The organism is Neptunicella sp. (assembly GCF_048268085.1).
In the GTDB taxonomy this organism is placed as follows: domain Bacteria; phylum Pseudomonadota; class Gammaproteobacteria; order Enterobacterales; family Alteromonadaceae; genus Neptunicella.
The window spans coordinates 207,666-232,794 of sequence record NZ_JBLWWF010000002.1 but is presented as its reverse complement, the minus strand read 5'-3'; the positions used below and the strand labels follow the sequence as shown (position 1 = coordinate 232,794).

General features: G+C 44.1%; 24 protein-coding genes. 9 read left to right on the top strand and 15 right to left on the bottom strand.

Features of this window, described 5'->3' with window-relative positions; genetic code table 11:
- Positions 1–49: 49 nt before the first annotated feature.
- On the top strand, positions 50–3,928 hold the full coding sequence (purL, locus tag ACTD55_RS02410; RefSeq protein WP_438862706.1) for a phosphoribosylformylglycinamidine synthase: 3,879 nt from the start codon (positions 50–52) through the stop codon (positions 3,926–3,928).
- 406 nt (positions 3,929–4,334) lie between these two features.
- The gene (locus ACTD55_RS02405; RefSeq protein ID WP_438862705.1) at positions 4,335–4,478 is read left to right on the top strand and encodes a hypothetical protein; all 144 of its coding nucleotides are present in this window, start codon (positions 4,335–4,337) and stop codon (positions 4,476–4,478) included.
- Between the two features lie 93 nt (positions 4,479–4,571).
- Here ACTD55_RS02405 and ACTD55_RS02400 read toward each other — a convergent pair whose 3' ends face one another.
- Positions 4,572–5,450, bottom strand: a complete 879-nt coding sequence (locus tag ACTD55_RS02400; RefSeq protein WP_438862704.1) for a discoidin domain-containing protein — start codon at positions 5,448–5,450, stop codon at positions 4,572–4,574.
- A gap of 157 nt (positions 5,451–5,607) precedes the next feature.
- Here ACTD55_RS02400 and ACTD55_RS02395 point away from each other — a divergent pair, with 157 nt between their 5' ends.
- Positions 5,608–5,772, top strand: a complete 165-nt coding sequence (locus tag ACTD55_RS02395; RefSeq protein ID WP_438862703.1) for a hypothetical protein — start codon at positions 5,608–5,610, stop codon at positions 5,770–5,772.
- A gap of 27 nt (positions 5,773–5,799) precedes the next feature.
- Positions 5,800–6,723, top strand: a complete 924-nt coding sequence (locus tag ACTD55_RS02390) for a diguanylate cyclase (protein WP_438862702.1) — start codon at positions 5,800–5,802, stop codon at positions 6,721–6,723.
- Positions 6,724–6,861: 138 nt separating this feature from the next.
- Here ACTD55_RS02390 and ACTD55_RS02385 read toward each other — a convergent pair whose 3' ends face one another.
- Positions 6,862–11,004, bottom strand: coding sequence for a PAS domain S-box protein (locus ACTD55_RS02385; RefSeq protein ID WP_438862701.1), 4,143 nt, complete (start codon positions 11,002–11,004; stop codon positions 6,862–6,864).
- A gap of 141 nt (positions 11,005–11,145) precedes the next feature.
- Complete coding sequence (locus ACTD55_RS02380; protein WP_438862700.1) at positions 11,146–11,760, bottom strand: arylesterase; 615 nt, start codon at positions 11,758–11,760, stop codon at positions 11,146–11,148.
- Between the two features lie 19 nt (positions 11,761–11,779).
- Between ACTD55_RS02380 and ACTD55_RS02375 the strand changes: the two genes are divergently transcribed.
- The 3 genes from ACTD55_RS02375 to ACTD55_RS02365 are packed head-to-tail and all read left to right on the top strand — an operon-like array spanning position 11,780 to position 15,221.
- Positions 11,780–12,472, top strand: coding sequence for an ABC transporter ATP-binding protein (locus tag ACTD55_RS02375; protein ID WP_438862699.1), 693 nt, complete (start codon positions 11,780–11,782; stop codon positions 12,470–12,472).
- Positions 12,441–14,969: an ABC transporter permease gene (locus ACTD55_RS02370; protein WP_438862698.1), complete on the top strand. Its 2,529-nt coding sequence runs from the start codon at positions 12,441–12,443 to the stop codon at positions 14,967–14,969. Before ACTD55_RS02375 ends, ACTD55_RS02370 begins: the two co-directional genes overlap by 32 nt.
- Positions 14,970–14,999: 30 nt before the next feature.
- Entirely contained in the window at positions 15,000–15,221 is a 222-nt protein-coding gene (locus tag ACTD55_RS02365; RefSeq protein WP_438862697.1) for a penicillin-binding protein, read from the top strand.
- Positions 15,222–15,255: 34 nt separating this feature from the next.
- On the opposite strand, the gene folX is transcribed toward ACTD55_RS02365, so the two are convergent.
- Positions 15,256–15,621, bottom strand: a complete 366-nt coding sequence (gene folX, locus ACTD55_RS02360; protein WP_438862696.1) for a dihydroneopterin triphosphate 2'-epimerase — start codon at positions 15,619–15,621, stop codon at positions 15,256–15,258.
- A 110-nt stretch (positions 15,622–15,731) separates the two neighbouring features.
- On the opposite strand from folX, the gene ACTD55_RS02355 reads away from it, so the two are divergent.
- The gene (locus ACTD55_RS02355; protein WP_438862695.1) at positions 15,732–16,781 is read left to right on the top strand and encodes an AI-2E family transporter; all 1,050 of its coding nucleotides are present in this window, start codon (positions 15,732–15,734) and stop codon (positions 16,779–16,781) included.
- Here the strand turns inward: ACTD55_RS02355 and ACTD55_RS02350 are convergent.
- The 6 genes from ACTD55_RS02350 to ACTD55_RS02325 all read right to left on the bottom strand — a co-directional run bounded on the left by ACTD55_RS02350 (position 16,759) and on the right by ACTD55_RS02325 (position 20,857).
- Entirely contained in the window at positions 16,759–18,075 is a 1,317-nt protein-coding gene (locus ACTD55_RS02350) for an ATP-binding protein (RefSeq protein WP_438862694.1), read from the bottom strand. The two genes, ACTD55_RS02355 and ACTD55_RS02350, sit on opposite strands and share 23 nt — an antisense overlap.
- Positions 18,072–18,746 carry a response regulator transcription factor gene (locus tag ACTD55_RS02345; RefSeq protein WP_438862693.1) on the bottom strand — a complete coding sequence of 225 codons (675 nt, stop codon included), beginning with the start codon at positions 18,744–18,746 and terminating at the stop codon, positions 18,072–18,074. Before ACTD55_RS02345 ends, ACTD55_RS02350 begins: the two co-directional genes overlap by 4 nt.
- A complete protein-coding gene (locus ACTD55_RS02340; RefSeq protein ID WP_438862692.1) occupies positions 18,746–19,039 on the bottom strand; it encodes a PepSY domain-containing protein in 294 nt (97 codons plus the stop codon). Before ACTD55_RS02340 ends, ACTD55_RS02345 begins: the two co-directional genes overlap by 1 nt.
- Before the next feature lie 79 nt (positions 19,040–19,118).
- Positions 19,119–19,646, bottom strand: coding sequence for a glycine zipper 2TM domain-containing protein (locus ACTD55_RS02335; RefSeq protein ID WP_438862691.1), 528 nt, complete (start codon positions 19,644–19,646; stop codon positions 19,119–19,121).
- A gap of 93 nt (positions 19,647–19,739) precedes the next feature.
- Positions 19,740–20,276: a hypothetical protein gene (locus ACTD55_RS02330; protein ID WP_438862690.1), complete on the bottom strand. Its 537-nt coding sequence runs from the start codon at positions 20,274–20,276 to the stop codon at positions 19,740–19,742.
- 140 nt (positions 20,277–20,416) lie between these two features.
- Positions 20,417–20,857 (bottom strand): hypothetical protein, encoded by a 441-nt coding sequence (locus ACTD55_RS02325; RefSeq protein ID WP_438862689.1) that lies wholly within the window; start codon positions 20,855–20,857, stop codon positions 20,417–20,419.
- 239 nt (positions 20,858–21,096) lie between these two features.
- Here ACTD55_RS02325 and ACTD55_RS02320 point away from each other — a divergent pair, with 239 nt between their 5' ends.
- Entirely contained in the window at positions 21,097–21,747 is a 651-nt protein-coding gene (locus ACTD55_RS02320) for a 1-acyl-sn-glycerol-3-phosphate acyltransferase (RefSeq protein WP_438862688.1), read from the top strand.
- Here the strand turns inward: ACTD55_RS02320 and arfB are convergent.
- From arfB to trpB, 5 genes are all read right to left on the bottom strand, one after another.
- A complete protein-coding gene (gene arfB / locus ACTD55_RS02315) occupies positions 21,744–22,157 on the bottom strand; it encodes an alternative ribosome rescue aminoacyl-tRNA hydrolase ArfB (RefSeq protein ID WP_438862687.1) in 414 nt (137 codons plus the stop codon). The two genes, ACTD55_RS02320 and arfB, sit on opposite strands and share 4 nt — an antisense overlap.
- Before the next feature lie 5 nt (positions 22,158–22,162).
- Entirely contained in the window at positions 22,163–22,462 is a 300-nt protein-coding gene (locus tag ACTD55_RS02310; protein ID WP_438862686.1) for a YciI family protein, read from the bottom strand.
- A 2-nt stretch (positions 22,463–22,464) separates the two neighbouring features.
- Positions 22,465–23,028 carry a septation protein A gene (locus tag ACTD55_RS02305; RefSeq protein ID WP_438862685.1) on the bottom strand — a complete coding sequence of 188 codons (564 nt, stop codon included), beginning with the start codon at positions 23,026–23,028 and terminating at the stop codon, positions 22,465–22,467.
- A gap of 93 nt (positions 23,029–23,121) precedes the next feature.
- Positions 23,122–23,955 (bottom strand): tryptophan synthase subunit alpha, encoded by an 834-nt coding sequence (gene trpA / locus ACTD55_RS02300; RefSeq protein WP_438862684.1) that lies wholly within the window; start codon positions 23,953–23,955, stop codon positions 23,122–23,124.
- Positions 23,930–25,126 carry a tryptophan synthase subunit beta gene (trpB, locus tag ACTD55_RS02295; protein WP_438862683.1) on the bottom strand — a complete coding sequence of 399 codons (1,197 nt, stop codon included), beginning with the start codon at positions 25,124–25,126 and terminating at the stop codon, positions 23,930–23,932. Before trpB ends, trpA begins: the two co-directional genes overlap by 26 nt.
- Positions 25,127–25,129: the final 3 nt, after the last annotated feature.

Below are 25,129 nucleotides of genomic sequence, written 5' to 3'. Positions count from 1 at the left end.
TAATTCCGCGCAAATTTATTCCCGATATCTAACTTTTGGTAAATTCCTTATGTTGACTCTCCGTGGTGCGCCAGCGCTGTCTGATTTTCGTGTTAAAAAACTACTTAAACAATTTGCTGAGCAAGGTTTGTCAATTAGTGACATCTATGCAGAGTATCGTCATTTTCTTGATCTAAAGCAGTCATTAACAGATTCAGAACTGGAGGTGGTCAATAAATTATTGACTTACGGTCCGACGATCGCTTCACATCAGCCTGAAGGTCAGTTGTTATTGGTGATCCCCCGATTAGGTACCATTTCGCCCTGGGCATCTAAAGCAACAGACATCGCGCATAATTGCGGGTTAGACAGCATTATCCGTATGGAGCGCGGGTGCGCTTATTATGTAACCAGCCCAGAGACGTTATCGGCCGCTCAATTACAGCAAGTGGCAGCACTTTTACACGATCGCATGACTGAAACGGTATTACAGGATCTGGAACAAGCCGAATCATTATTCCGCCACGACCAGCCAGCGCCTTTGGCTGAAGTCAATGTGTTAGAGCAGGGAAAACAGGCGTTAATTGATGCCAACATTAAATTGGGTTTAGCATTAGCCGACGATGAAATTGATTATCTGTATGACAGTTTTATTAAGCTGAATCGTAATCCTCACGATATCGAACTGTATATGTTTGCTCAGGCCAACTCGGAGCATTGCCGTCACAAGATATTTAATGCTGACTGGACAATTGACGGTCAACAACAGCCCAAGTCGCTGTTTAAAATGATCAAAAATACCTATGAATTGCATCCGGATTTTGTCCATTCAGCTTATTCGGATAATGCAGCGGTAATGGAAGGCTCCTATGCTGGACGATTCTTCCCGGACTACACCAGTGGTGAATACGGCTACCATCATGAAGATATTGATATTTTGATGAAGGTGGAAACTCATAATCATCCTACTGCGATTGCGCCCTTTGCCGGAGCTGCAACCGGTTCGGGTGGTGAAATCCGTGATGAAGGTGCCACCGGGCGTGGTTCCAAACCCAAAGCCGGTTTGGTGGGCTTTTCGGTCTCTAACTTACGTATTCCCGGTTACGAGCAGCCTTGGGAGACTGACTTTGGCAAGCCTGCCCGTATTGTATCGGCTTTCGATATTATGATTGACGGTCCTTTGGGAGGCGCAGCATTTAATAACGAATTTGGTCGTCCGGCTATTTTGGGTTATTTCCGTACCTACGAAGAACAAGTAGTAAGCCACAACGGTGAAGAAATCCGCGGTTATCACAAACCCATTATGTTGGCTGGTGGCTTGGGTAATATTCGTAAATCCCATACGCAGAAGGGTGAGATTACTCCAGGTGCCAAGCTGATTGCATTGGGTGGACCGGCGATGAATATTGGTCTTGGCGGTGGTGCAGCCTCGTCCATGGCATCGGGTCAGTCTAACGAAGATCTGGATTTTGCATCGGTACAGCGGGACAACCCGGAAATGGAACGCCGTTGTCAGGAAGTGATCGACAAATGCTGGCAAATGGGTGATGCCAACCCCATCCAGTTTATTCATGATGTGGGTGCCGGTGGGTTATCCAACGCTTTTCCGGAACTGGTCAACGATGGCGGCCGCGGTGGTCATTTTGAGCTGCGCAATGTTAATAACGATGAAATGGGCATGTCACCACTGGAAATCTGGTGTAACGAATCTCAGGAACGTTATGTGCTGTCTGTTGCGCCAGAAAATATGCCGTTGTTTGAACAAATTTGTGCCCGTGAACGTGCCCCTTATGCCGTTGTAGGGGAAGCCACAGTTGAGCCGCATTTAACCCTGACTGACCAGCATTTCGACAATAAACCGATCGATTTACCTTTGGATGTCCTATTAGGCAAGCCGCCTAAAATGCATCGTGATGTACAGTCTCAGCAAGCCAGTGGTCAGGCCCTGGATTATTCAGCGGTGACCTTGCAAGAGGCAGCCGATCGTATTTTGCGTTTACCGACGGTGGCCGAGAAAACCTTTTTGATTACCATTGGTGATCGTTCCGTGACCGGTTTAGTGACTCGTGATCAGATGGTCGGTCCCTGGCAGGTGCCGGTATCGGATGTGGCAGTGACGGCTGCGGCCTTTGATACTTATCATGGTGAAGCCATGGCAATGGGAGAACGCACACCTATTGCTTTACTGGATTATGCTGCGTCAGCGCGTATGGCGGTGGCCGAATCCATTACCAATATTGCGGCGGCTGATATTGGCAATATGAAACGCATTAAGTTATCAGCGAACTGGATGGCGGCCGCCGGTCACCCCGGAGAAGATGCCGGTTTGTATGCCGCGGTTAAAGCGGTAGGCGAAGAATTATGTCCCGCTTTGGGGCTTACTATTCCGGTGGGTAAAGACTCCATGTCGATGAAAACCCAGTGGGATGACACCGCCGTAACGGCCCCGTTATCCTTAGTGATTACTGCCTTTGGCCGGGTGGAAGATGTGCGTAAAACCGTTACTCCGCAATTACGCACCGATAAAGGTGATACCAGCCTTATTCTGATTGACCTGGGTCAAGGGAAAAACCGCATGGGCGCGTCTTGTCTGGCGCAGGTATACAAGCAGTTGGGCCAATCAGCACCGGATCTGGATAAACCCGAATTGTTGAGCGGCTTCTTTAATGCCATTCAACAATTAATCGCCGAGCAAAAACTATTCGCCTACCATGACCGTTCCGACGGTGGTTTGTTTGCCACAATCGCCGAAATGGCTTTTGCCGGTCATTGTGGTGTAGATATTGAACTGGAAGGATTGGGTGACGACATTCAAGCGTTATTCAATGAAGAATTGGGAGCGGTAATTCAGGTCAGTCAGGCTGAAAAACAATATGTATTGGATGTTTTGGCGGAGCAAGGTTTATCAGCTTGTAGTCATGTGATTGGTCAGTTAAATGATACCGATCAGGTACGCTTTAGCCGCAACGGTAATGAGGTACTGGTGAATAGTCGTACTTATTATCGTACGGTGTGGGCTGAAACCACTTATCAGATGCAGGCATTACGGGATAATCCGGATTGTGCCAAACAAGAATTTGATGCCAAGTTTGATGATAAGGATCCAGGCTTGAGCGCCAAACTCACTTTCGATATTAATGAAGATGTGGCGGCGCCTTATATTGTTAAGGGGATTGCACCTAAAGTTGCCATTCTGCGTGAGCAGGGGGTTAACTCTCATGTCGAAATGGCGGCCGTATTTGACCGTGCAGGTTTCAGCGCCATCGACGTACATATGAGTGATATTTTGTCCGGTCGTATCAGTCTGGAGCAATTCCAGGGACTGGTTGCCTGTGGTGGTTTCTCCTACGGTGACGTACTGGGTGCCGGTGAAGGCTGGGCCAAGTCTATCCTGTTTAACAATTTGGCCAGCGATCAGTTTGCTGCGTTTTTTAACCGCGACAATACGTTCTCGTTGGGAGTGTGTAACGGTTGTCAGATGATGTCGAATCTGAAGTCGTTAATCCCGGGAGCGGATTTATGGCCGCATTTTGTGGCTAACCAATCAGCCCGATTCGAGGCACGATTCTCCATGGTTGAAGTGCAAGAAAGCAAATCTGTATTGTTTAGCGGTATGCAAGGTTCCAGAATGCCAATAGCCGTGTCACATGGTGAAGGGCACGCCGAGTTCAGTTCTGCTGATGCGTCGCAAACAGCACTGCAACAACAAGCTGTAGCGCTACGTTTTGTCGATAACTACGGTCAGCCTACCGAACAGTATCCGGCTAATCCGAATGGCTCAGTGGCCGGTATAACCGGGCTAACCAGTGCTGATGGTCGAGCCACTATTATGATGCCGCATCCGGAACGGGTATTCCGCGCAGTGACAAACTCCTGGCATCCAGAAGAATGGCAGGAAGATAGCCCGTGGGTGAGAATGTTCCGCAATGCACGAGTATTTGTAGGGTAGAAGCCTGAATTGAAATGATTTTTTCGGTGTGGCGGTCTAGTTCGATTAACAAGGCTGCCCATTGAGATAATTTGCTCAATGCTTCTGTTTTGTTAATTCCCTTCGAGCGGGATGCTCATTTTTAATCGGTGCCAATGGCACCGATTTTTTTATATTGGCTTATCAGTTGTTGTTGACGAGCCAATAATAACTATCCTAAGCAATTTTCTCAAAACAGCAAAAAAGCGTTAAAAACCGATTATTTAGCGCTTTTTTGGCATTTTTTTGATTTTTTATTTGATTTTTCGTCAATTGTGTCTATACCAGTGTTGTAATATTACAAAATGCTGGTTAGTATCTGAGCAATAACGAGTTTTTTGATTTGTAGCGCATAACAACAATAATAATTAAAACAAAGAGAGTGTTTATGAATCGTAATGCAAAAGGTTTTGGGTTGTACGGTGTGTTTTTTGCGGTGCTATTGCTGATTGTTTCAGCGGTATTTGGTGCCAAAGCCGAATCAGCCGAGTTAACACCTTCATTATCTTCACATCAGTCAAATTATCTTTAATCTAAATTAACCTCAAAGATAACACTGACACTGCAATAGGTATCATTGTCATGATGATGCCAGTGTTATCGGTTCTTGCTGTCCTATAGCCCTTTAGTCTGAGAACAATTCCAGTTCATCGATTTCAATAAACTTGTCACCATAGTTCGATACGACTTTAAGTCTTAATTGTTTTAGGTTGATAGCGGTGTTGAAATTAACTCCCTGGTCTTCAGCTTCGATTAATTGAACTGATTGCATATCGGCAAAGTTAACACCATCGGTGGACGCCTGAATTATCACGTTTCTGGGCAGTCTCCCCAAGCCTAAAGATTTACTGTTGATCATGATCCGCATACCGGTGATTTTTACTGTATTTTGGTAAGAGATCTGTAGCCAGTTGTCTAACGCCATATTGGTATTGGGATCAGTCTCTTTTTTCACTAACCAGATACCGCGGCTGACGGGACTATCCGCGTCTTCATTAATTTGTTCAGAGTAGGTATAACCGTCAAAAGCGCCTGCGGCAATATCGTCACTGTAATGATTACTGGCGCTAAAACTGGCTTGAGTCAACCCATTGGTATTAATTAATGCCACGTTGCCGAGAGAGCCGGTGCGCACCATCGAATCTAGCGATCCACCACCTGAAGCGACTCCGTCGTCAGCCATAATGGCCAGATATTCAATACTACAATTGTTTTCATTACTGGGGGTATATCCTATGCGCAGTGTACTGCCATAATATTTCGCCTGAAATACCAAGTCTAACCAGCTATCTGAATAACTTTCTCCGGCTGGAAAATACATTGGCCAACTTGAATCTGCGCAGCTGATATAGTCATCTTCGCCTAATTCAATGCCAATTTTAACATTACCGGTTTTACCCAGAAAAACGTTGGTAATTTTACCGACATATTCTTCTGTGGTTGACTCACTAGCATGTGATGAAAAAGCCACTATGACGGCTAAACTAAGCAGTTTTTTTAACATAGGATTCCCTTGTCACGAACATAGTTAAATCCATTTCACCGGATCCAAATCATGATCATTTATCTATTGATGGTTAACACAACACAAAAGTATGTGAGCAAAGAATGTGCCTAAACTGATTATTGGGATAATATTGTTTAAATAGTGCGTAGACTGGATGATGTTAACGATATCTGACGTGATAGTTGCCACTATTGCAGTCACCTGTATTGCCGTAGGCAAGCTTTTGCCGGTTAATTGTGGCTTAAACATGAACCATGGCATGCTACTCACGATTGACGGTGTTTGGATGATTGACAAAGTAGTGATGAGTGCAGTTTAAATAACAATAAAATGGGAGTAATCACTATTGAGTGACGATGAGTTTTGGGGAGAGGTTAAAGACCTGTCTCAAGCAACAATATTAATTGTCGACGATCAGCCGATCAATATTGAGTTACTTAAAGGCATACTCGAAGATGATTACCGTATTATGACCGCAGATTCTGGCCTTAAAGCTCTGCAATGCTGTCAGGAAATGATGCCTGATCTCGTTATTCTTGATGTGGTTATGCCGGAGTTAGACGGCTTACAAACTTGCCATATTCTTAAATCAGATCTTAATACGTCTAATATCCCAATCATTTTTGTTACCGCAGTCACCGAGCAACATGAAGAAAATGCCTGCTGGGATGCCGGAGGGATCGATTTTTTGAATAAACCGGTCAATCCCTTAACCCTGCATCATCGGGTCAAAGCGCAATTAACCATTAAATTGCAAAGTGATTTACTGCGCGCCCAAGCCTATATGGATGGATTAACTCATATTTATAACCGCCGCTATTTTGATGATTATTATGCAAAACAGCAGGTGCATGCTAAACGCAGTGGCGAAGCCCTGTGTATTCTATTAATCGATATCGATTTCTTTAAACAATACAACGACCATTTTGGCCACTTACACGGTGATATATGTTTAAAACGTGTGGCATCGATATTAAAAGCGACGTTAAGCCGTCCCTTGGATATCGTTGCCCGTTATGGTGGTGAAGAGTTTGTATGTATATTGCCCGCTACCGATATACACGGAGCATCAGTGGTTGCCGAGAAGTTACTTGTGGCAGTGCAACAGTTAAACATGCCGCATCCTGCTTCTGAACATAATGTATTGACCATTAGTATTGGTGTTGGTTGTTATAAAAAAGCCATTGAAAATGCCGATACACTCATGCAGCTAGCCGATAAAAATTTGTATATGGCCAAGACTGCGGGTAGAAATCGCTATTACGCCTGAATTCAATAACCTAACTAACACAAGACTGTCAGTTTTTTGTTCAGGGTTGTTGTGATCTGAAGCGACCCGTTAGGGCTCAATCGTAATATTCTCAATCGGTTATTTGACGTAGTGCTTACGGGCAGAGTTAAACGGGTATTATTCCTCTTGGGTAATAAAAGTCTGTAGTAGCGGTAACAACGCCGCTAAGTGCCGCTCAAAGTCGGTTAATAACGCCTTTATCAATGGTATATCCTGTTGTTTGGCAGCGGTTTCCATATCGACACACACCTGATGGATATTTTGTGCTTCCAGTTGTGCGCTCACTCCTTTTAAATTATGGGAAATAAATTGGATTTGGTTCAAATCCTCCTGTTCGATGGCGAATTTAAGTTGGCTGGCTTGTTCCGGCAATTGCACCGTAAATTGTGCCACTAATTTGCGTAATAACGCCGGCTTATTGATTGTTCGTTTTAAGGCTTGGGCATAGTCCCAGTCTTTAGGAGCATTGGGCCTGCTCGTTCCAGTGTCGATCGTCCGACTGTTCTTGTCGTTGGTGAACCATTGCTGTAGCTTTTGGCGAAGGGTCTCCAAATTAATCGGTTTGCCCAAATAATCATCCATGCCTGCATCAAAACACAACTGTGCATCGCCGGACATCACGTTTGCCGTCAGAGCGATAATGGGAATGCTTTTACCGGCCTCGCCAGCAACTCCCTGTCTTAATTGTCGAGTCGTTTGATACCCGTCCAGAACGGGCATTTGGCAATCCATCAGGATCAAATCAAAATCAGCAGCGGTTTGGCTAAATAATGACAGTGCAATTTGGCCATTGTCAGCCAGTACCACCGTCATATTAAGCTCTTCCAGCAACGCCATCGCGACTTGTTGATTAACCTTATTATCTTCTACTAACAGGATCCGTTTACCTTGTAGTTTATCCATTGGATGAGACGTTTGAGGGAGACCGGTCACCGCACTGCCCCTATCAAATTGCCCGATACCATTGAGTAAGCCTTCATGCAGTTTATTTAAGGTGACTGGCCAATATAAGCAATTTATCCCGGTGGGTAAGTTGGATGAACTCTGTGCAACAGCCTTAATGATGAATAGTGAGGCATGATTCTGTTGGCACGCGGAGTTTATGCTGGTTAACGTTTCTGGATTAAAGTCTGCCAGTGCAGTGTCGATGAATACAATAAGTTTCGCGTGGTGCTCTATATTAGTTAATGATTGGATAACGTCGCTAAGGCAACCATATTCAACGATATTTATGTTCCAATAACCTAATTGTTGCAGCAGATTTTGACGTCGGTGAGGATCGGCAATCGCGACGATGACCTGACTAGATAAATACGGTTCCGGTAAGGTTTCTATTGGATTGCTGGCTTGAGTGGGATTCAACCTAACGCTGAATTCAAATTGACTGCCACTACCATATTGGCTGCTAAAATGAATATCCCCTTGCATTTGCATACACAGCTTTTTACAAATAGCCAGACCGAGCCCGGTGCCGCTGTATGCGCGTGTCGATGAATTGTCAGCCTGTACAAAAGGTTCAAATAATTGATCTTGTTGCTCCGATTTGATGCCTGTGCCGCTATCACTAATTTGTACTCGTAACAGCACGTGCCGCTGCTCCAATTGGGTGTCGCAGACCAGTTTGATATACCCTTGTTCGGTAAACTTGATCGAGTTACTTAATAAATTAATCAATATTTGGCGTAACCTGCCAGCATCTCCAATCATGTTTGCATGTTGAATACCTGTCATATCGACGGTCAGTGCCAGCTGTTTTTGTTCGGCTAAATAGGCCATGCTACGAATGGTTTCATCAAAAAGTTCGAACAAGTTAAATTCAACACTGGTTAGAGCGAGTTTACCTGTGTCTATTTTTGAAAAATCCAGTATGTCATTAAGCAGCATGAGTAATGATTTTGCGCTTTCAGAGGCAATATTGACCTTACGTAGCGTATCTTCTGCCAACCTGTCCCGTTGGAGTAAATCGAGCATTCCGATAATACCGTTCATTGGCGTGCGAATTTCATGACTCATCATGGCCAAAAAGTCACTTTTGGCATTAGCTGCGCTTTTGGCTTGCTCAAGGGCAATGCTGATGTCCTGTTTGGCTTGTTGCAGTTGGTGTGTCGCATATAAACTACCAAGCAAAGTTGATATCGTGCTGGCGAAGAGTATTTCCGGACGGTCCCATTCCCGGGTGGACTGGGTATTTTCAATACAAATTAAACCACTGATACCGTCTACACCGGGAATAATGGCATCCAGCATGGCTTGAATATTTAATGGCTTAGCATAATTTTCGGTAAATTCAGCGGTGGCCGGATTATCTTGAATCGAATTAGCCACAATAATGGATTGTTGACTCAACGCATTAAAATAGGCTGGGTAGTCGTGTCGCTTAATTTGACCACCTTGAGTGAACTGATCGAGAGACTTTATATATAAGCTAACGCAATCCATTTTGTCCCGATCGAGATTAAATAACCACAAACTACAGCGCTCTACGTCCAATTCATTAGCAATCTGTTTGATAATCATCTTATAGGCTTGTAGCCAATGATTATTGATCACATCGGGATGAGTAATAATTTGAGTGAGTGCATGGTTCAATTGCAGCGATTTTTCATCGATTTGTTGGGCTTTTTTCTGTTCTGTTATATCCAGATGGGTCCCGACCATGCGAATCGGACTGCCATCTTCATTCCATTCGACAATTTTGCCACTATCCAATACCCAGACCCAATGACCATTCTTGTGTCGCATGCGAGACTCGCAGATATAGTGCGCATTATGACCTTGAATGTGTTGCTCTAAAAGCTGGTTTGACTGCTCTAAATCTTGCGGATGAACAAATTTTTCCCAGGTATGAATATCGGTGGGTTGTAATTCTTCCAGGGTGTAGCCAATGATTTGTGCCCAGCGCGAATTAAATTGAATATCATCAGTAATAATATTCCAATCCCAGATTCCTACTGCAGTATTTTCGATGATTAACTCAAGACGCTTTTGTTGTTCTTCAAGGGCTGTTTCACTCGCCTTGCGGGCAGAAATATCTTCGATCATGCTCCATATAAGTTGCTTGCCATTAATATCTTTAATGACAATCCCGTTATGTAACACCGGAATTAAATGGCCATTTTTATGGATAAATTCTTTTTCGAATGGACCATATTGACCGGTACGAAGCATCGCATCGAGTTGCATCGCTTCTTGTTGTTGATATTTTTCCGGAGTAATTTCCGCAAAACTTAAATTGCAAAAATCGTCTTTATTCGAATAACCGGTAAATGTTAGTAAGGTTTGATTCGCGTCGATAAAAGCCCCTGTTTCGAAATCATTTAATGCAATTCCTATGGGAGATAGCTCGAATAATCCTTGCAGGCGATTTTCATTGACCCGTCGGGAGCGTGACAAATAAGTTAAATAGCACAGCAATCCGAGAATAATCACTGCGCAGGAAAGGATAATAATCGTGGTGATAGTGCTGTTTGGGGCCCTGTTTGCCCAACCATTAATGGGCAAAGCGGCTATTTGCCAATGTCCATTAGGCAAACTAATTTGCATGGTGACAGGTTGTTGGTTAAATATGTCCGCATCACCGTAAAAGTTCTCTCCGTTTTCACCTAAGCCATCTCGACCACGAATGGCGATTTGAAGCTGACTGGAAAGCGCATGCAAGCCCGAGTCTTGATAATATTTGTCAATATCAATCACCGCTGATATGAGGCCCCAGAATTGATTATTACCGGTATGTTCCTCATCAATAAATACCGGTATCCGACTAATTAAACCGGTGCCCCCCTGAATAAGTTGGAGTGGACCCGCCAGTACCATCATGCCTGAGTCTCTGGCGCGTTTGGCCGCATCTGACTGGCCTGGAATGTTATTGTAATTCATGCCGATAATTTTCTCGTTACCTTGATAGGGGTAAACCATCGACAGAACCATATTGGGGGCAGCTGCAATATTACGTAATTGATGTTCAGTGTGGAAAATATGTTGGGCAATTTCACTAAATTGTTCTGATGAAATGTCAGGTTGGCTTTGTATTACTGCAACCAAGCCCCGCACGGTCTGTAAATTGGCACTCATCATGCCTTCCAACCTGGCTCGAGTTACACCGAGTTTATCCAGAACCGTATTATGTTGCTGTTGTATATAACTTTGCTTATTGATGTGCAGTACGTATTGTAAGGCAAACAAACTGGGGAGCATTATTGCGGCCAGAAGGACTAAATAAATTGAATATGAAGAGAACCAACGCCACAAAGTTTGTTTCATAAAATATTTATTACTGACCGTATCTAAGGAGTGTCACCTTACATATTAAGTCAGTCCTGTTAAATAGGTGAGATTGCACTCTATTACATTCACCGCAATAGAGTCTAATTTAACCGTCACCAGGGTTAATTTAAATCAACACTAGTGATCTTGGATTAGCGGTTGTAATTGCTGCTGCATAAACTCACTTATTTGCGGTTGAGCTTTAGCGTTGGGGTGAATGCTATCCCGTTGCATCAAGGCTGGGTTAAGTGCGATATCTTGCAATAAAAAGGGGATCAGGGGGATTTGATATTGCTCGGCCAACTGGACATAAGTTTGTTCAAATTGCTTGGTATAGCGCGCGCCATAATTAGTTGGGATGCGCATTTGTTGTAAGAATACCTGGATATGTTGCTGTTGCGCCAATTCAATCATTGCTGCCAAATTTTTGCGCATATTGTTAATCGGGTAGCCTTGCAGACCATCATTGCCACCGAGTTCGATGAGTAAATGGGTGGGCTCGGTTTGTTGCAGCAAACGCGGTAACCTGCCTAGCCCACCATCGGTGGTATCGCCGCTAATTGCCGCGTTAACAACATCGATATTTTGCTCTTTCCATGCATTTTGTAACAAAGTTACCCAACCTTGTTCTTGCTTCACCCCATAGGCTGCACTTAGGCTATCACCAAGAATCAGTAATTTATGTTGCGCCGCTGACAATTGAGTAGACATTATCAGTAAGGGCAATAGTAAAAAAACAACTTTGAAACGCATTAACAGGATCCTCAGTTAGATGATAGAGACCAGAGCTTTAAGCAAAACAGTAACAACTTCAGAAGGCAGTTTGCAAATTCTTCAACCTATTGATGTGATTGTTAAATCAGGGGAATCTGTTGCCATTGTCGGTGCTTCAGGATCCGGAAAATCGACGTTACTGGGATTGTTAGCCGGATTGGATACAGCCACTAGTGGAGAAATATACCTTGATGGCTTGGCGTTGCATAGCATGGATGAAGAACAGCGTGCGCGTTTACGTGGTGACAAAGTGGGGTTTATCTTTCAGAGCTTTATGTTGGTACAAAGTTTAACCGCGCTGGAAAATGTGTTGTTACCAGCGCAAATTAGCGGTTTAACCGATGCCAAACAACGGGCTGATGAAATTCTTAGTTTGGTAGGGCTGGCCCATCGTGCCAATCATTACCCCAATCAACTCAGTGGTGGTGAGCAGCAGCGAGTCGCCATCGCCCGGGCATTTATAACTCGGCCAAAAATTCTGTTTGCTGATGAACCAACGGGTAATTTGGATGCTGCCAATGGTGAGAAAATTGAAAACCTGTTGTTTCAACTCAATCAAGAATCCGATACGACCCTGATTTTAGTCACTCATGATGCCGATTTAGCGGCCCGTTGTGAACGTCAGTTGCATATGCATGGTGGTGAATTAACGGAACCTGATGCAGTGGGAGAGAAAATCCGTGTGGGCTAGTTTAGCGTGGCGACTGTTTCGTCATGAGGCGCGGCGCGGCGAGCTGACTATTATTTTAGTCGCCATTACGTTGTCAGTAGCAGCGGTATTGTCGTTGTCGATGTTTAGTGCTCGGCTACAAGCAGCCTTAACCGAAAAAAGTGCCCAGTTTATGGCCGCAGATCGGGAACTGAGTTCTTCCAAAGCGGTTGATCCTAGCTGGATCAGCGAAGCTGAGGCTCAGGGACTTAAGCATGCCCAGCAACGGGCAATGCGTTCCATGGTATTCGCTAACGATAAAATGGTATTGGCCGATGTGCGCGCGGTAAATCAACATTACCCCTTAAAAGGCAAGATCAAATTTAGTCAAAAACCCTTTGAAATTGCGCAGGAAACCAGCCAATTACCGGCCAGTGGTGAAGTGTGGATTGACTCACGGCTTTTTCAAGTGCTTGGCGTAGAAATCGGCGACAAGCTGGAAGTGGGCGATGCGCTGCTGACGATAAGCAAAGTGGTGGCTGATATTCCTGATCGCGGATTTAGCGTATTTGGTAACGATCATTTGGTGTTAATGCGACTGGTTGATCTGGAGTCGACACATATTGCTGGACCGGGCAGCCGTGTTGGTTACCGCTATTTTTTTAGTGGTGACGAAAATGTACTGAATGATTATTACGACTGGCTGGAACCCAAACTTAATCGGGAATTGCAGCGCTGGTATTCGGTTGCCGATGATGATTCGGCTATTGGTCGTTCGGTACGTCGCGCAGAGCGTTATTTTTTGTTAGCCAGCTTATTGGCCATTGTTTTGGCGTCAGTATCGATAGCGGTTGCCGCCCAACGTTATAGCCAGCGGCACTTTGATCCTGTTGCCATTATGAAAACCCTGGGTGCCAGTCGGGCATTGGTGCAGAAAGTTTATTTATTACAGATATTTTTTATTACCTTATCCGGCATATTGTTAGGTGTGTTATTTGGTTATCTGATTCAGCAAGGGGTGATTCTGGCCATTGCCGAACAAGTGCCGGTCAATATGGATTCGTGGTATTGGCGACCAGTGTTAGTGGCGGTATTTACCGGCTTTGTGTGCGCGGTACTGTTTTCTCTTTATCCGTTACTAAAGTTGTTCTCGGTTCCCCCGTTACGAGTGCTGCGCCGTGATATGGGAGCCAACCTCAGTTCCCGTTTTGTTCAGTTTACCGCTGCCGGTGGCGCAATTTTATTGCTGATGTGGGCCTATAGTGGGGATATAAAGATTAGCTTGATTCTGTTTGGTTGCGGGATTGTGTTAGTCGTTCTGTTGTTGTTAGTGACAATGGGATTGATTCGTATCGGACGTAAATTGGGGCAGGGCAGTATCGGCGCTTGGCAACTGGCGTGGGCCAGAATCCGTCGCAGGGCAATGGACAATGCGGTTCAACTGATCAGCTTCTCGATTACATTATTACTGCTATTAGTGGTATTGGTGATGCGCAACGATATGGTCAGCCAGTGGCGTGATCAGCTGCCCGAGGGGACGCCTAATTATTTTATGGCCAATATTACCCAGCAGCAGTTGCCCGAGCTAAAACAGCATTTTAGTGATTTACAGGTTGAAATGGGCAATCTGTATCCGATGATCCGTGGACGTCTATCGGTTATTAATGGAGAACGGGTTAGAACGGCTGTGTCAAAAGAGGATGATAATGGTCAAAATGAAGGCCGTGCAGGATTAGGCCGGGAAGCCGCGTTAACGTGGATAGATCAGGTCCAGGAAGGCAATAAAATTGTTGCTGGTCAATGGTTTGGACAATCAATAGGTGAAATCAAAGAAGTTTCAGTAGAACAAAAAATAGCTGAGCGACTGGATATTCAGCTTGGAGATAGGCTGACCTTCAATATCGGAGGGCAGATATTAGAAGCCAAGGTTACCAGTTTACGAGAAGTGAACTGGCAGAGCATGAAGCCCAATTTCTATTTTATATTCCAGCCTGCCGCCATGAGGGATTTTGTTGCCACTTATATCACCAGTTTCCATTTGGATGAGGCGAATAAGCCAACTTTAACGCCATTAATGGCTCCTTTTTCCAGTGTCAGTTTATTTGACGTCGATGCCAGAATAAACCAGTTGCGCGATATTGTTGACCAAGTGTCGCTGGCGGTTGAGTTTATTTTAATACTGGTGTTATGTGCAGGTTCTCTGGTGCTGATTGCACAGGTTCAGGCCAGTATGGATGAACGCTTGCAGGAGCTGGCAATATTAAGAACCCTGGGCGCAAAAGGCAGTTTGATCCGTTTTAGTGTTATTTTTGAATTTGTCATTATTGGTGTGGTTGCGGGGGCAATGGCAGCTTTGGCAAATGAATTGACGTTGTATTTGTTGCAAAGCCAAATATTCAATATGGAATTTACCTTGCATTGGCCGTTTTGGATACTCGCCCCGTTGATTGGCGCGCTGGTGGTGGGAATATTGGGGGCCATCAGCTGTTGGCGCCTGTTATCTCTTAATACCAGTCAGTTATTGCGTAATATGGTGTAAATTAATCAATTCAGATAATAAGGTAAATGCATGAGCGATAAACTCAATGACGAAGCTCTGATGGCGTTAAAAATTGCCTTTAGCTATATGCCTAAGGCAATAGAAGTCACTAAATATGAATATGGGGACAATTATCAGCATGTTCTTCAGCATATCGAGACGGTACGCGAAGTGTTGCTGCTTAATGACGTTGACCCCGATGAAGTGGATGGTGAAATTAATCCCGACACATCACCTAATTCCTGTTATTAGTGCGGATATTTAAGGTTTTGCTATTGGAACAAAATTAGTTTTTAGAACAGGATAAACATAACGATACCGAATCAGCGAATCGTAACGCATGTGGCTTATCTATTTCTACTTCAGCATAGGTAACCCATTGATGTTCTGACGCTATTGCTAATACTTCAGCAGTGAGCTTTTCCAGCAATGAAAATCGGTTTTGTTCGACTAGTTCTATAATGCGTTTGGTGATTGTGCGGTAGTTGAGCGCATCTTGAATATCTTCAGAATTGGTGGCTTGTTCAGCGTGATATTGAATTTTAACATTGACCACGACATCTTGTTTATTTTGGATTTCATCCTCTTTAATACCGATAAAAGTGCGTAAACGCAGATTCTTAATACGAATTGTTGCCAGATCCATATTCATTGATGGTGATCCTAAAGATTGTCAGCTTATTATTTTTCAATGGTACTATACAAATCTGCCAGTTTGGCAAATCACATTTAATTTAATTGCTGGTAAACAGGGAAATATGTATGAGTCAGTCGGTTCGAATTTTATTAATACTCGCGTCTATAGTCATTATTTTGGCCGGGATTAAAACCGCCAGCGCCGTATTAGTGCCTTTTTTATTGTCGATTTTTATCGCTATTTCCTGTTACCCGATTGTTGAGTTTGCTGCCAAATATCGGGTGCCTCGCTGGTTGGCGATCATTTTGGTCATTGTCTTGATTGTCATTATGGGTATGTTTCTGGCTGGATTAGTGGGGCAGTCGATGAATGATTTTTCTGCGCGGTTGCCTCAATACCAAGCCCAGTTGGGTGAAAAAATGGTATGGCTGACCAATCAATTGCAAGTTTTGGATATTCGTATCGATAAAAAACAGCTGCTTTCCCATTTTGATCCCGGCATGGCGATGGGGCTAGCCAGTAATTTACTGTCCGGATTGGGTGGGGTAATGGCGAACTTTATGCTGATATTGTTGACTGTGGTGTTTATGCTCTTTGAAGCAGACAGTTTCCCGCGCAAAGTTCATATTGCGATGGATGATCCGGATATGAAAATTCAACATATTGACCGGTTTTTAGTGTCAGTAAAAAACTATCTGGCCATTAAAACCGGAGTGAGTTTGGCCACCGGCATTTTAGCAGGGTTGTTGTTATATGTGCTCGGTGTCGATCATTACATGTTGTGGGCGGTATCGGCTTTTTTACTCAATTATATTCCCAATATCGGTTCGATTATTGCCGCGTTACCGGCGGTTTTATTAGCGTTGGTGCAATTGGGGCCGAGCACCGCCGGGTTGGTGGCGTTGGGCTATTTTATGATCAATATGGTAATGGGTAATGTGATTGAGCCACGTTTTATGGGGCGAGGCTTAGGGTTATCTACATTAGTGGTATTTTTGTCGTTAATTTTTTGGGGCTGGTTATTGGGAGCGGTAGGGATGCTGTTATCGGTGCCGCTCACGATGATAGTTAAGATTGCGTTAGAAAGTAACGAAGACAGCAGTTGGTTAGCGACGTTACTCGGTTCGGAAAATATAGAGCCGAATGAAAAGACTAATATTGAAATTGCAGAGTGATATTGGCACCGCCTAAATCAGAAGTCGTAATGTCAATCTGGCCATCGTAAGCGAATAATAAATCGGCCACGATGGCCATGCCAATACCTTGTCCTTCACCGTAAGTATCCAGGCGTGAACCTCTATCCATAATGGCTTCTCGCTGATGTTGCTCGATACCGGGACCATCGTCTTCAATACTGATAGTGAGTTGTTTGGCCGCGAGCTTAAGGCTAATGCGCACTTTGTGGCGGGCGGCTTTGCAGGCGTTATCTAATATATTCCCCAATAACTCCATTAAATCGGTTTTATCACCGACAAAGGTTGCCTGATTGTTAGCGATTAGTTCTATATCAAGGGCTTTGTCCCGGTACACTTTCTGCATTGCGGCAATCAATTGTTCGGCAATTGGGGAGATCGCAATCGCTTTTTGCCAACCACTGCCTTTACCTCCTACAGCGCGTTTTAGTTGACGGTCAATCTGATTTCGAATTTGACTCAACGGAAGGTGGGCTTCATTGGGTAAGTGTTCCAGGCCGTTAAGCACTGCCAGCGGGGTTTTAAGGCTATGAGCGAGATCACTGAGACTATGCTGATAGCGTTGACGTTGCTTGGTTTCGACGTCAATTAAATGATTAATACTGGCTTTTAGCTTTTCCAGCTCGGCGGGATAATGACTGCCAATACGTTGTGCCTGGCCTTTTTCCACTTGTTGTATTTGTTTAATTAAATGGCTAATGGGGCGCAGTGCCGCTGAAAGACTGAATAGAATTAATACCACCAGTAACAAAGCGATTAAGCCTAGCCAGTACCATAGAGTGCTGCGAAACTGACTGACTTCAGTATTAAATATCTGTTTGTCTTGTAATACATGAAAAGTGACTGGAAATAACATGTTGTTATCTTCAAACTGAGCCGTATAGCTAAACTGAAAATACTCTTTACCTTCAATTTCTAAGGTGCTGCGTAATTCTTCACCAATATTGGGGCGGGCAAGGGCTGGCGGAGAATGCCATTCCACCGCAGATGAGGATTGCCAAGCAGGGATTAAATGCATGGCAATAAACGCATAGGTACCGGAACCGGGAATATTGAACTGTTCATTAAACAAGTGGGAAGGCATATGGATTTCGCCATTGTTTAATTCAAATTCTGAAATAAGCCCTAAATCCTGAATGTTGAGCTGTTCATACATGGATTGGGTTAAACTGCTAACAAAGGCTTTTTCCAGCGTTAAGGCCGTTAGTGGAATAAAAATTAATACCACTAGCAGAGCAGCAATGGAACTACGCCGGGTGAGTGATAGTTTGCTCACAGTTGACGGTTAAGCCGGTATCCGCGTCCACGCAACGTTTCAATCGGATTAAATTGACTATCAGGATCCAGTTTGCGTCTCAGACGACCCACAAAGACTTCAATGACATTACTGTCCAAATCAAAATCCTGATCATAAATATGTTCGGTCAATTCGGTTTTCGACACGATCTTGTCCGGGTTTAGCGCCAAATATTCGAGTACTTTATATTCATAGGCGGTTAAATCAATAGTCACATCGTTAACGCGCACTTCTTCAGCGCGTGTATCCAATACCATTGGCCCTTTTTCGATAAGTGGACTCGATTGCCCGGCTGAGCGGCGAATTAAAGCGTTGACTCGGGCTAATAATTCTTCGTTGTGAAAAGGCTTGGTTAAATAGTCATCGGCACCGGAATCTAGCCCTTCGACTTTTTCCTGCCAGCGATCTCGGGCGGTTAAAATTAAAATAGGGCAGCTGACATGATTTTTGCGGGCACGTTGAATGAGTTCAAGACCATCTATTTTAGGTAATCCAATATCAACAATGGCTAAATCGTATGGGTATTCCTGAATTAAAAACAGTCCGTGTTCGCCATTATCGGCTAAGTCGATGCTGTAACCATTTTGCCGTAACATTGCGTCTAATTGCATTAATAGACGGCTATCATCTTCAACTATCAATATTCGCATTAACGATTATCCCGTTCTTTGACGTTGCGGGGTTTAACGATTTTTCCCGATTTTTTATCCACATCGACAGATACAACACGGCCTGACTTTTGTAGTACTTTCACCTTGTATTGATCTTTATTTTGATTGACCTTTAATACTCGGCCTTGAGTATTCTGTTTAACTCTTTCAATGGCTTGAGCTTTATCTATCGGTTCTTTTTTATCCTGTTGTGCCAATGTTGTCATCACTGGCAACACCAGTAGACTGATTAGGATCCTTAATTTGTTTTGTGTTAACCAACGGATGAACATAAGTCCTCTTTTATAGGTTGGGGTGTTTTGACTAACTTGCCAGTTTCATATTAGCCGCCATACAAGTTAGTCTACTCTGTTATGAGCTTGACATAAAAGCCGGAGTGACTTGAATTTTAAGTTTAATTTTCTTCCCCGGATGTTGATGCATAAACGTGGTGTAATGTTGGCCATGATAACGATAGGTGACGTTGTAACCTGTTAACTGACGTTGTCTAACAACAGGTATCCTATTCGTGCATTGCGTCCTGACAACCATTGATGGTTGTTGCCGAGCGACATCTTGGCCAATTGCTCCGCCTAATATCACTCCTGCAAGGGTGCCAATACGTTTATTGGTTTTATTATGCCCTATCGCATTACCCACTGCGCCACCTATTATGGCACCTAATACGGTGGGAGTCGCGGAGTCGCGTTGTACCATCTGTTCACGGCAAGTAAGCTGAGGCTGATTATATTGGGGAACGTTAACCAGCTTATAAACAGCGCTTACTCGTTCGACTTGAGCATAAGCGTAGTTAAAACTGGATGTGTGCTTAGCCAATGCTATTGAAGGTAAGGCTAAGGTTGGCAACAGGATTAAGGTTTTAACGAGTAAATTTCGCATCAGAATTCTCCTTACTTTATTGCTAGTAAGAATAAGTCTGGGCAAATGAATCGGGGCTGAATTAAGAATTAACCCATGACCGTCGGATTTACTTTATTCGTAGCTCACTTGCATGCCGATGGATTTAGCCGCTGTGGCTATCTTGTTTAAATAGTCATCTTTTTCAGCTGGTTTTAATTTACCGGAACCGATAGTCAGATTACACCAACTGGGATTACATAAATTATCTTTCTCTTGCGGGTTAAATTCACAGCGATGCTTGCTGGTGGGGTGAAACACCATTTGTACTGCCCACATGGCACCTAATGTACGAAGCTTTATTTTGATTTGCTTGGGATTATTAACAGTACTGATGGTTTCACCATCCTGCCATGCTGGGACATCGCCATCCATAAAGGATTTACCCTGCTCATGGAAAGTATCGGAGACACTGTTATCCTGATTAATATGACAGACTCTGTAGGTGTTAACGTGATCGGGGCGAGTTTGCTCTACACTACGTAAAAATTGCCAAGCTTGTTGCTCTGGATTATCGCTGTTTAATGACTGGGTTAATGAAGACGATGATTGGCGAGGACTCTGACAGCCAGTCAGTATTAATATGCAAATTAGCATTGATAATCGTTTCATTCATATTTTTCCGTTGCCATGTTGTTCTGCAGTGTGCCTAAATTAGACATTATCTTCAATATTAAGTCTCTGGTTAACAAGTATAAAAAAAGGGCCGAAGCCCTTTTTATTCTAACAATACTAAAGCAGCCTAAACCTCTTTACGCCAGAGGATTACGACATTGAGTATGTACGCCTTCACGATTACCATCGGTGTACAGATGCACATTTAGGGTAATGTTATGCAACTGTTGCCACAGCATCAATCTATCCGCACCGGGACAAATGGATACTTGTAAATATTGTTGCAGATTGACCTTGCTCATACCTAACTCACCGGGAACTTCTATGTAGGCGTTAATTGTGCCGTTAAATGCGCGGGCGCCCTTATAATACCAATCGCCACGGGTCAGGGAGGTATAAAAGACCCCGTTGACAATTTTTAGCGTATTATCAGAGACGGATGTTGAGGGAACATCGCCATCGCTGGTCGCAGCAAAGGTTTGTCCTTGCATGCAGCCGGTTTGAGTTAACAAAGCAACTATGATGGTCAGCAGCATCGCTACCGATTTTCCTGCTTTAATTGGGAATGTTAATGCCACAGCTACACCTCTTGCTACTCTCGATATAGCTATCGGCCATGTGTAATAAAACTTAAGTAATATTGATTCAGAATCAATTGCACTTTTGTTAGGGACTGATTTATATATAAATGTTGAATTATAATCGCATTTGTTTATTCGATAACGGTGACTCGTCAGTCAATTTACGCGTAAAATAGTGCGCTTTATTTGAGGATTATTATCACAGGCCTATGTATAAATTTTTCAGTTTTCTATTGATGGCAAAAGTGAAACTGCTGTCGCATATATTTTATCGGGGCAGTAAAACGTGGCTTAGCGAAGAGCAGGAAGAGGCATTTTCAGAAGTTAAATTGATTGTGTTTTTGAATCATACCAGTTTGTTCGAACCTCTTTTTATTCGTTTCGCCAGTTGGCGTCTGGTGTGGGATATCGCTCACAAAGTGGTAGTGCCTGGTGCTGATATTACCATGCAGCGTCCGTTAGCCGGTAAAATATTGAAAGCATTGTTGCCTGGTGCGATTCCCATTACCCGTAAAAAAGATGAATCTTGGCAGCATTTTTTATCTCATGTGAGTGATGATGTTATCACGGCGATTTTACCTGAAGGACGTATGAAGCGACCCAATGGTTTGGATAAGCATGGTAAACCGATGAATGTACGGGGCGGTGTCGCTGAGATCCTGGAGCGGCTGGACAAGGGAAAGGTTTTGTTTGTTTACAGTGGTGGCCTGCATCATATTCAATGCCCCGGCGACAAATTACCGCGAATATTTAAAACCATTTCGGCCAACCTCGAGATGGTCGATATTGCCAAATACAAACAACAGTTGGAACAGCTTGCAGAGAAAAGTTTCAAAGCCAAAGTGATGGCTGATATGGACAGACGATTACTGGATTGTGTGCCCTAAAAATCGACTTTTTTACGTAGTTGTTTTTTTTGACCGGACTTGGTTTTACTATCCATCCGCTTGATCTGGGAAGACTTGCTTGGCTTAGTCGGACGACGTGCTTTTTGGGTTTTACCGGCTTGTAAAATAATTTCAACTAAACGTTGTTGGGCATCCAAACGGTTCATTTCCTGAGTCCGATGCGCCTGCGCTTTGATAATAAAAATACCATCTTGGGTTATTCGGCTATCTTTCATTGCCAATAACTTTTGTTTGTAAAACTCTGGTAGTGATGACCCGTTAATATCAAAACGAAGATGGATTGCCGAGGAAACTTTATTAACATTTTGGCCACCCGAGCCTTGGGCACGGATAGCCGTCATGTCTATTTCATCATCTGCTAGCTGGATAAACTCGTTGACTCTGAGCATTTGAACTAGGGGAGAACCTTTTTATAAGGTTTAACCGTGACCTTTGCGTAGACGCCTGCCTCGATATAGGGATCCTGATCAGCCCAGTGCTGGGCTTCAATTAAGCTGTTAAATTCGGCTACGACCAATGAACCGCTAAAACCGGCAGGGCCGGGATCGTCACTATCAATGGCTGGGATCGGACCTGCTATCAGCAACCGTCCTTGCTGTTTAAGTTGTTGTAATCGTTCCACATGGGCCGGACGTGCCTTCATTCTGGCATCCAGCGAATTTTCTACATCTTCAGCGTAAATCATGTACCACATTGCTATTTATTTTCCTGCTCATTAGGTTCTTTAGGTGTGTCTTCTGTGGGAAGGTAGCGATACAGATAGGCTATGGTCAATACCGTAAAGACCAAACTGGCCGCAGTCATCCAGAATACTTTAAAATTAACCCACTGTTCTTGGGTATATTCGTACGCGACTAACAAATTAACTGCCGCGGCTAATAAGAAAAATATTCCCCAGGCAATATTGACCCGGCTCCAAATGTTGTCGGGTAATTGAATCGCAGATTCCATCATCTGTTTCAGTACGGGACGTTTAAGCACTTGGCTACCCAATAACACTCCGGCAAAAATTAAATACACTACCGTCGGTTTCCACATAATAAAGGTTTCATCGCGCAGAAACAGGGTAAACCCACCAAATATCATTACGATGGCGTAAAAGATCCATTGTTGTTTGGTGATTTGTTTTTTGAGTACGTAGGTAACAATAAGTTGTAAGGTAAATGCCACCATCAGAGCGCCGGTGGCCCAGAAAATGTCATGTGTTTTGTAAAACACAAAAAATATTAGCAGCGGTAAAAACTCGACTAAAGCCTGCATTTGGATCCTCTAGTTATTAACCAAATCGGAAATCGGTTCGGATACTAACACAGTTTGACTCGCTGGTTAGCCATCCGTTCCGATAACTTTGTATCACCTTGTTGCGGCTTTCATCTGCCGCACAAATTCGGCCAGTTTGGCATGTAAGGTGGTTTTATCGGCTAAATTATCATTGATAATATTAACTGTAGCTGAACCTGCAATGGCACCTGCTGCACCTGCGGCAATAGCCGCTTTAACATGCTCAGGTTTGGAAATACCAAAACCGATGACGGCCGGCGCAGCATTATAAGGACTGAGTTTTCCCACCAGTTCTGCAACCGGTGTGGTGGCGGTCGATTCGGTACCGGTGACTCCCGCTCGTCCTAATAAGTAGGTGTAACCTTCAGTATGGCGAGCGATGTCAGCTAATGCGCTATCACTGGCGTTAGGTGGAGCAATCAATATTTGCTTAATGCCATGTTGGCGAGCGGCTTGACGAAAAGGCTCACCTTCGCGCAGCGGTACATCTGCCAGCAGTATTGAATCCACCCCATGTTCTGCGGCAGTTTGGTAAAATGCGTCAATTCCACGCTTAAATACCAGATTACTATAAAGTAATAAGCCAATCGCGATATTGGGATACCGTTCCCGTACTCGTTTAATGATGGCAAAACAGTCATCCGGACAAATATGATGTGCAAGCGCCCGAATACTGGCTAACTGAATAGTTGGGCCATCTGCTATAGGATCCGAGTAGGGGAAACCCAGTTCCAGTGCATCAGCGCCGTTATCTACCAGAGTGCAGATAATCTCAAAACTGGTATCAATATCGGGATCGCCTAACATCACAAACGGCACAAAGGCACCTTCATTTTTGGCTTTTAACTGACTGAATAAATCGCCATACCGGTCCACGTTATTATTCCCCACCTTGTTTTTCTCCATTTAAAATACGTTGAACATGATCAATATCTTTGTCGCCTCGACCAGACAAATTCACCACAATGATGGTTTCTTTATCCGCTTGTTCGGCCATTTTTAGTGCATGAGCAAGCGCATGAGAGGATTCCAGTGCCGGAATAATCCCTTCCTTGCTGGCTAATAACTGAAAGGCTTCTAACGCTTCATCATCGGTTACCGAGGTGTACTGGGCGCGGCCAATATCATGTAAATGGGCGTGTTGTGGTCCTACTGCCGGATAATCCAGTCCGGCGGAAACCGAATAAGACTCTTCAATCTGGCCATCTTTATCCTGCATGATATAACTGTGCGCCCCGTGCAAAATGCCGGAACTGCCAGTCGCAATCGCCGCACCATGTTGATTGGTGTTAATGCCTTTACCGGCAGGTTCAACACCAATTAACGCCACTTCCGGGGAGTCAATAAAATCGGCAAAAATACCAATCGCATTGGAACCGCCACCCACACAGGCGACAATTGAATCGGGTAGACGTCCTTCTTTTTGCAATATCTGTTCACGCACTTCTTCACCAATCATACGATGAAATTCGCGCACAATAGTCGGGAAGGGGTGAGGGCCGGCTGCGGTGCCGAGTAAATAGTGAGCATTTTCATAACTGCCAGACCAGTCACGCAAGGCTTCATTTACCGCGTCTTTTAACGTTCCGGAACCTGAATCCACCGGAATCACTTCTGCGCCCATCAAGCGCATCCGAAATACATTCGGTGCTTGACGCTCTACATCTTTGGCTCCCATATAAATTCGTGCCTTTAAGCCTAACAAGGCACAAGCCAACGCCGTGGCTGTGCCGTGTTGACCTGCACCCGTCTCGGCAATCACATGGGTTTTACCCATGCGTTTGGTCAATAATGCCTGACCTAAAACCTGATTGGTTTTATGTGCCCCCCCGTGTAATAAATCTTCGCGTTTTAAATACAAGGAGACCTTAGGGTTGGTGACAATATTTCTGACCTTGGTTAAAGGAGTCGGTCGCCCGGCATAATCTTTTAACAGACTGATGAATTCTTGTTGAAATTCTGGATCCTGTTGAGCGTCGATAAACGCTTGTTCAAGTTGATCGAGTGCCGGGATTAATAGTTCCGGTACGTACATCCCACCGTACTGGCCAAATTTGGGATCGAGTTTATTGCTCATGCT

Coding starts and splice junctions, on each gene's coding strand:
- purL (WP_438862706.1), top strand. CDS start 50: ATGTTGACTCTCCGTGGTGCGCCAGCGCTGTCTGATTTTCGTGTTAAA.
- ACTD55_RS02405 (WP_438862705.1), top strand. CDS start 4,335: ATGAATCGTAATGCAAAAGGTTTTGGGTTGTACGGTGTGTTTTTTGCG.
- ACTD55_RS02400 (WP_438862704.1), bottom strand. CDS start 5,450: ATGTTAAAAAAACTGCTTAGTTTAGCCGTCATAGTGGCTTTTTCATCA.
- ACTD55_RS02395 (WP_438862703.1), top strand. CDS start 5,608: ATGATGTTAACGATATCTGACGTGATAGTTGCCACTATTGCAGTCACC.
- ACTD55_RS02385 (WP_438862701.1), bottom strand. CDS start 11,004: ATGAAACAAACTTTGTGGCGTTGGTTCTCTTCATATTCAATTTATTTA.
- ACTD55_RS02380 (WP_438862700.1), bottom strand. CDS start 11,760: ATGCGTTTCAAAGTTGTTTTTTTACTATTGCCCTTACTGATAATGTCT.
- ACTD55_RS02375 (WP_438862699.1), top strand. CDS start 11,780: ATGATAGAGACCAGAGCTTTAAGCAAAACAGTAACAACTTCAGAAGGC.
- ACTD55_RS02370 (WP_438862698.1), top strand. CDS start 12,441: ATGCAGTGGGAGAGAAAATCCGTGTGGGCTAGTTTAGCGTGGCGACTG.
- ACTD55_RS02365 (WP_438862697.1), top strand. CDS start 15,000: ATGAGCGATAAACTCAATGACGAAGCTCTGATGGCGTTAAAAATTGCC.
- folX (WP_438862696.1), bottom strand. CDS start 15,621: ATGAATATGGATCTGGCAACAATTCGTATTAAGAATCTGCGTTTACGC.
- ACTD55_RS02355 (WP_438862695.1), top strand. CDS start 15,732: ATGAGTCAGTCGGTTCGAATTTTATTAATACTCGCGTCTATAGTCATT.
- ACTD55_RS02345 (WP_438862693.1), bottom strand. CDS start 18,746: ATGCGAATATTGATAGTTGAAGATGATAGCCGTCTATTAATGCAATTA.
- ACTD55_RS02340 (WP_438862692.1), bottom strand. CDS start 19,039: ATGTTCATCCGTTGGTTAACACAAAACAAATTAAGGATCCTAATCAGT.
- ACTD55_RS02335 (WP_438862691.1), bottom strand. CDS start 19,646: ATGCGAAATTTACTCGTTAAAACCTTAATCCTGTTGCCAACCTTAGCC.
- ACTD55_RS02330 (WP_438862690.1), bottom strand. CDS start 20,276: ATGAAACGATTATCAATGCTAATTTGCATATTAATACTGACTGGCTGT.
- ACTD55_RS02320 (WP_438862688.1), top strand. CDS start 21,097: ATGGCAAAAGTGAAACTGCTGTCGCATATATTTTATCGGGGCAGTAAA.
- arfB (WP_438862687.1), bottom strand. CDS start 22,157: ATGCTCAGAGTCAACGAGTTTATCCAGCTAGCAGATGATGAAATAGAC.
- ACTD55_RS02310 (WP_438862686.1), bottom strand. CDS start 22,462: ATGTGGTACATGATTTACGCTGAAGATGTAGAAAATTCGCTGGATGCC.
- ACTD55_RS02305 (WP_438862685.1), bottom strand. CDS start 23,028: ATGCAGGCTTTAGTCGAGTTTTTACCGCTGCTAATATTTTTTGTGTTT.
- trpA (WP_438862684.1), bottom strand. CDS start 23,955: ATGGAGAAAAACAAGGTGGGGAATAATAACGTGGACCGGTATGGCGAT.
- trpB (WP_438862683.1), bottom strand. CDS start 25,126: ATGAGCAATAAACTCGATCCCAAATTTGGCCAGTACGGTGGGATGTAC.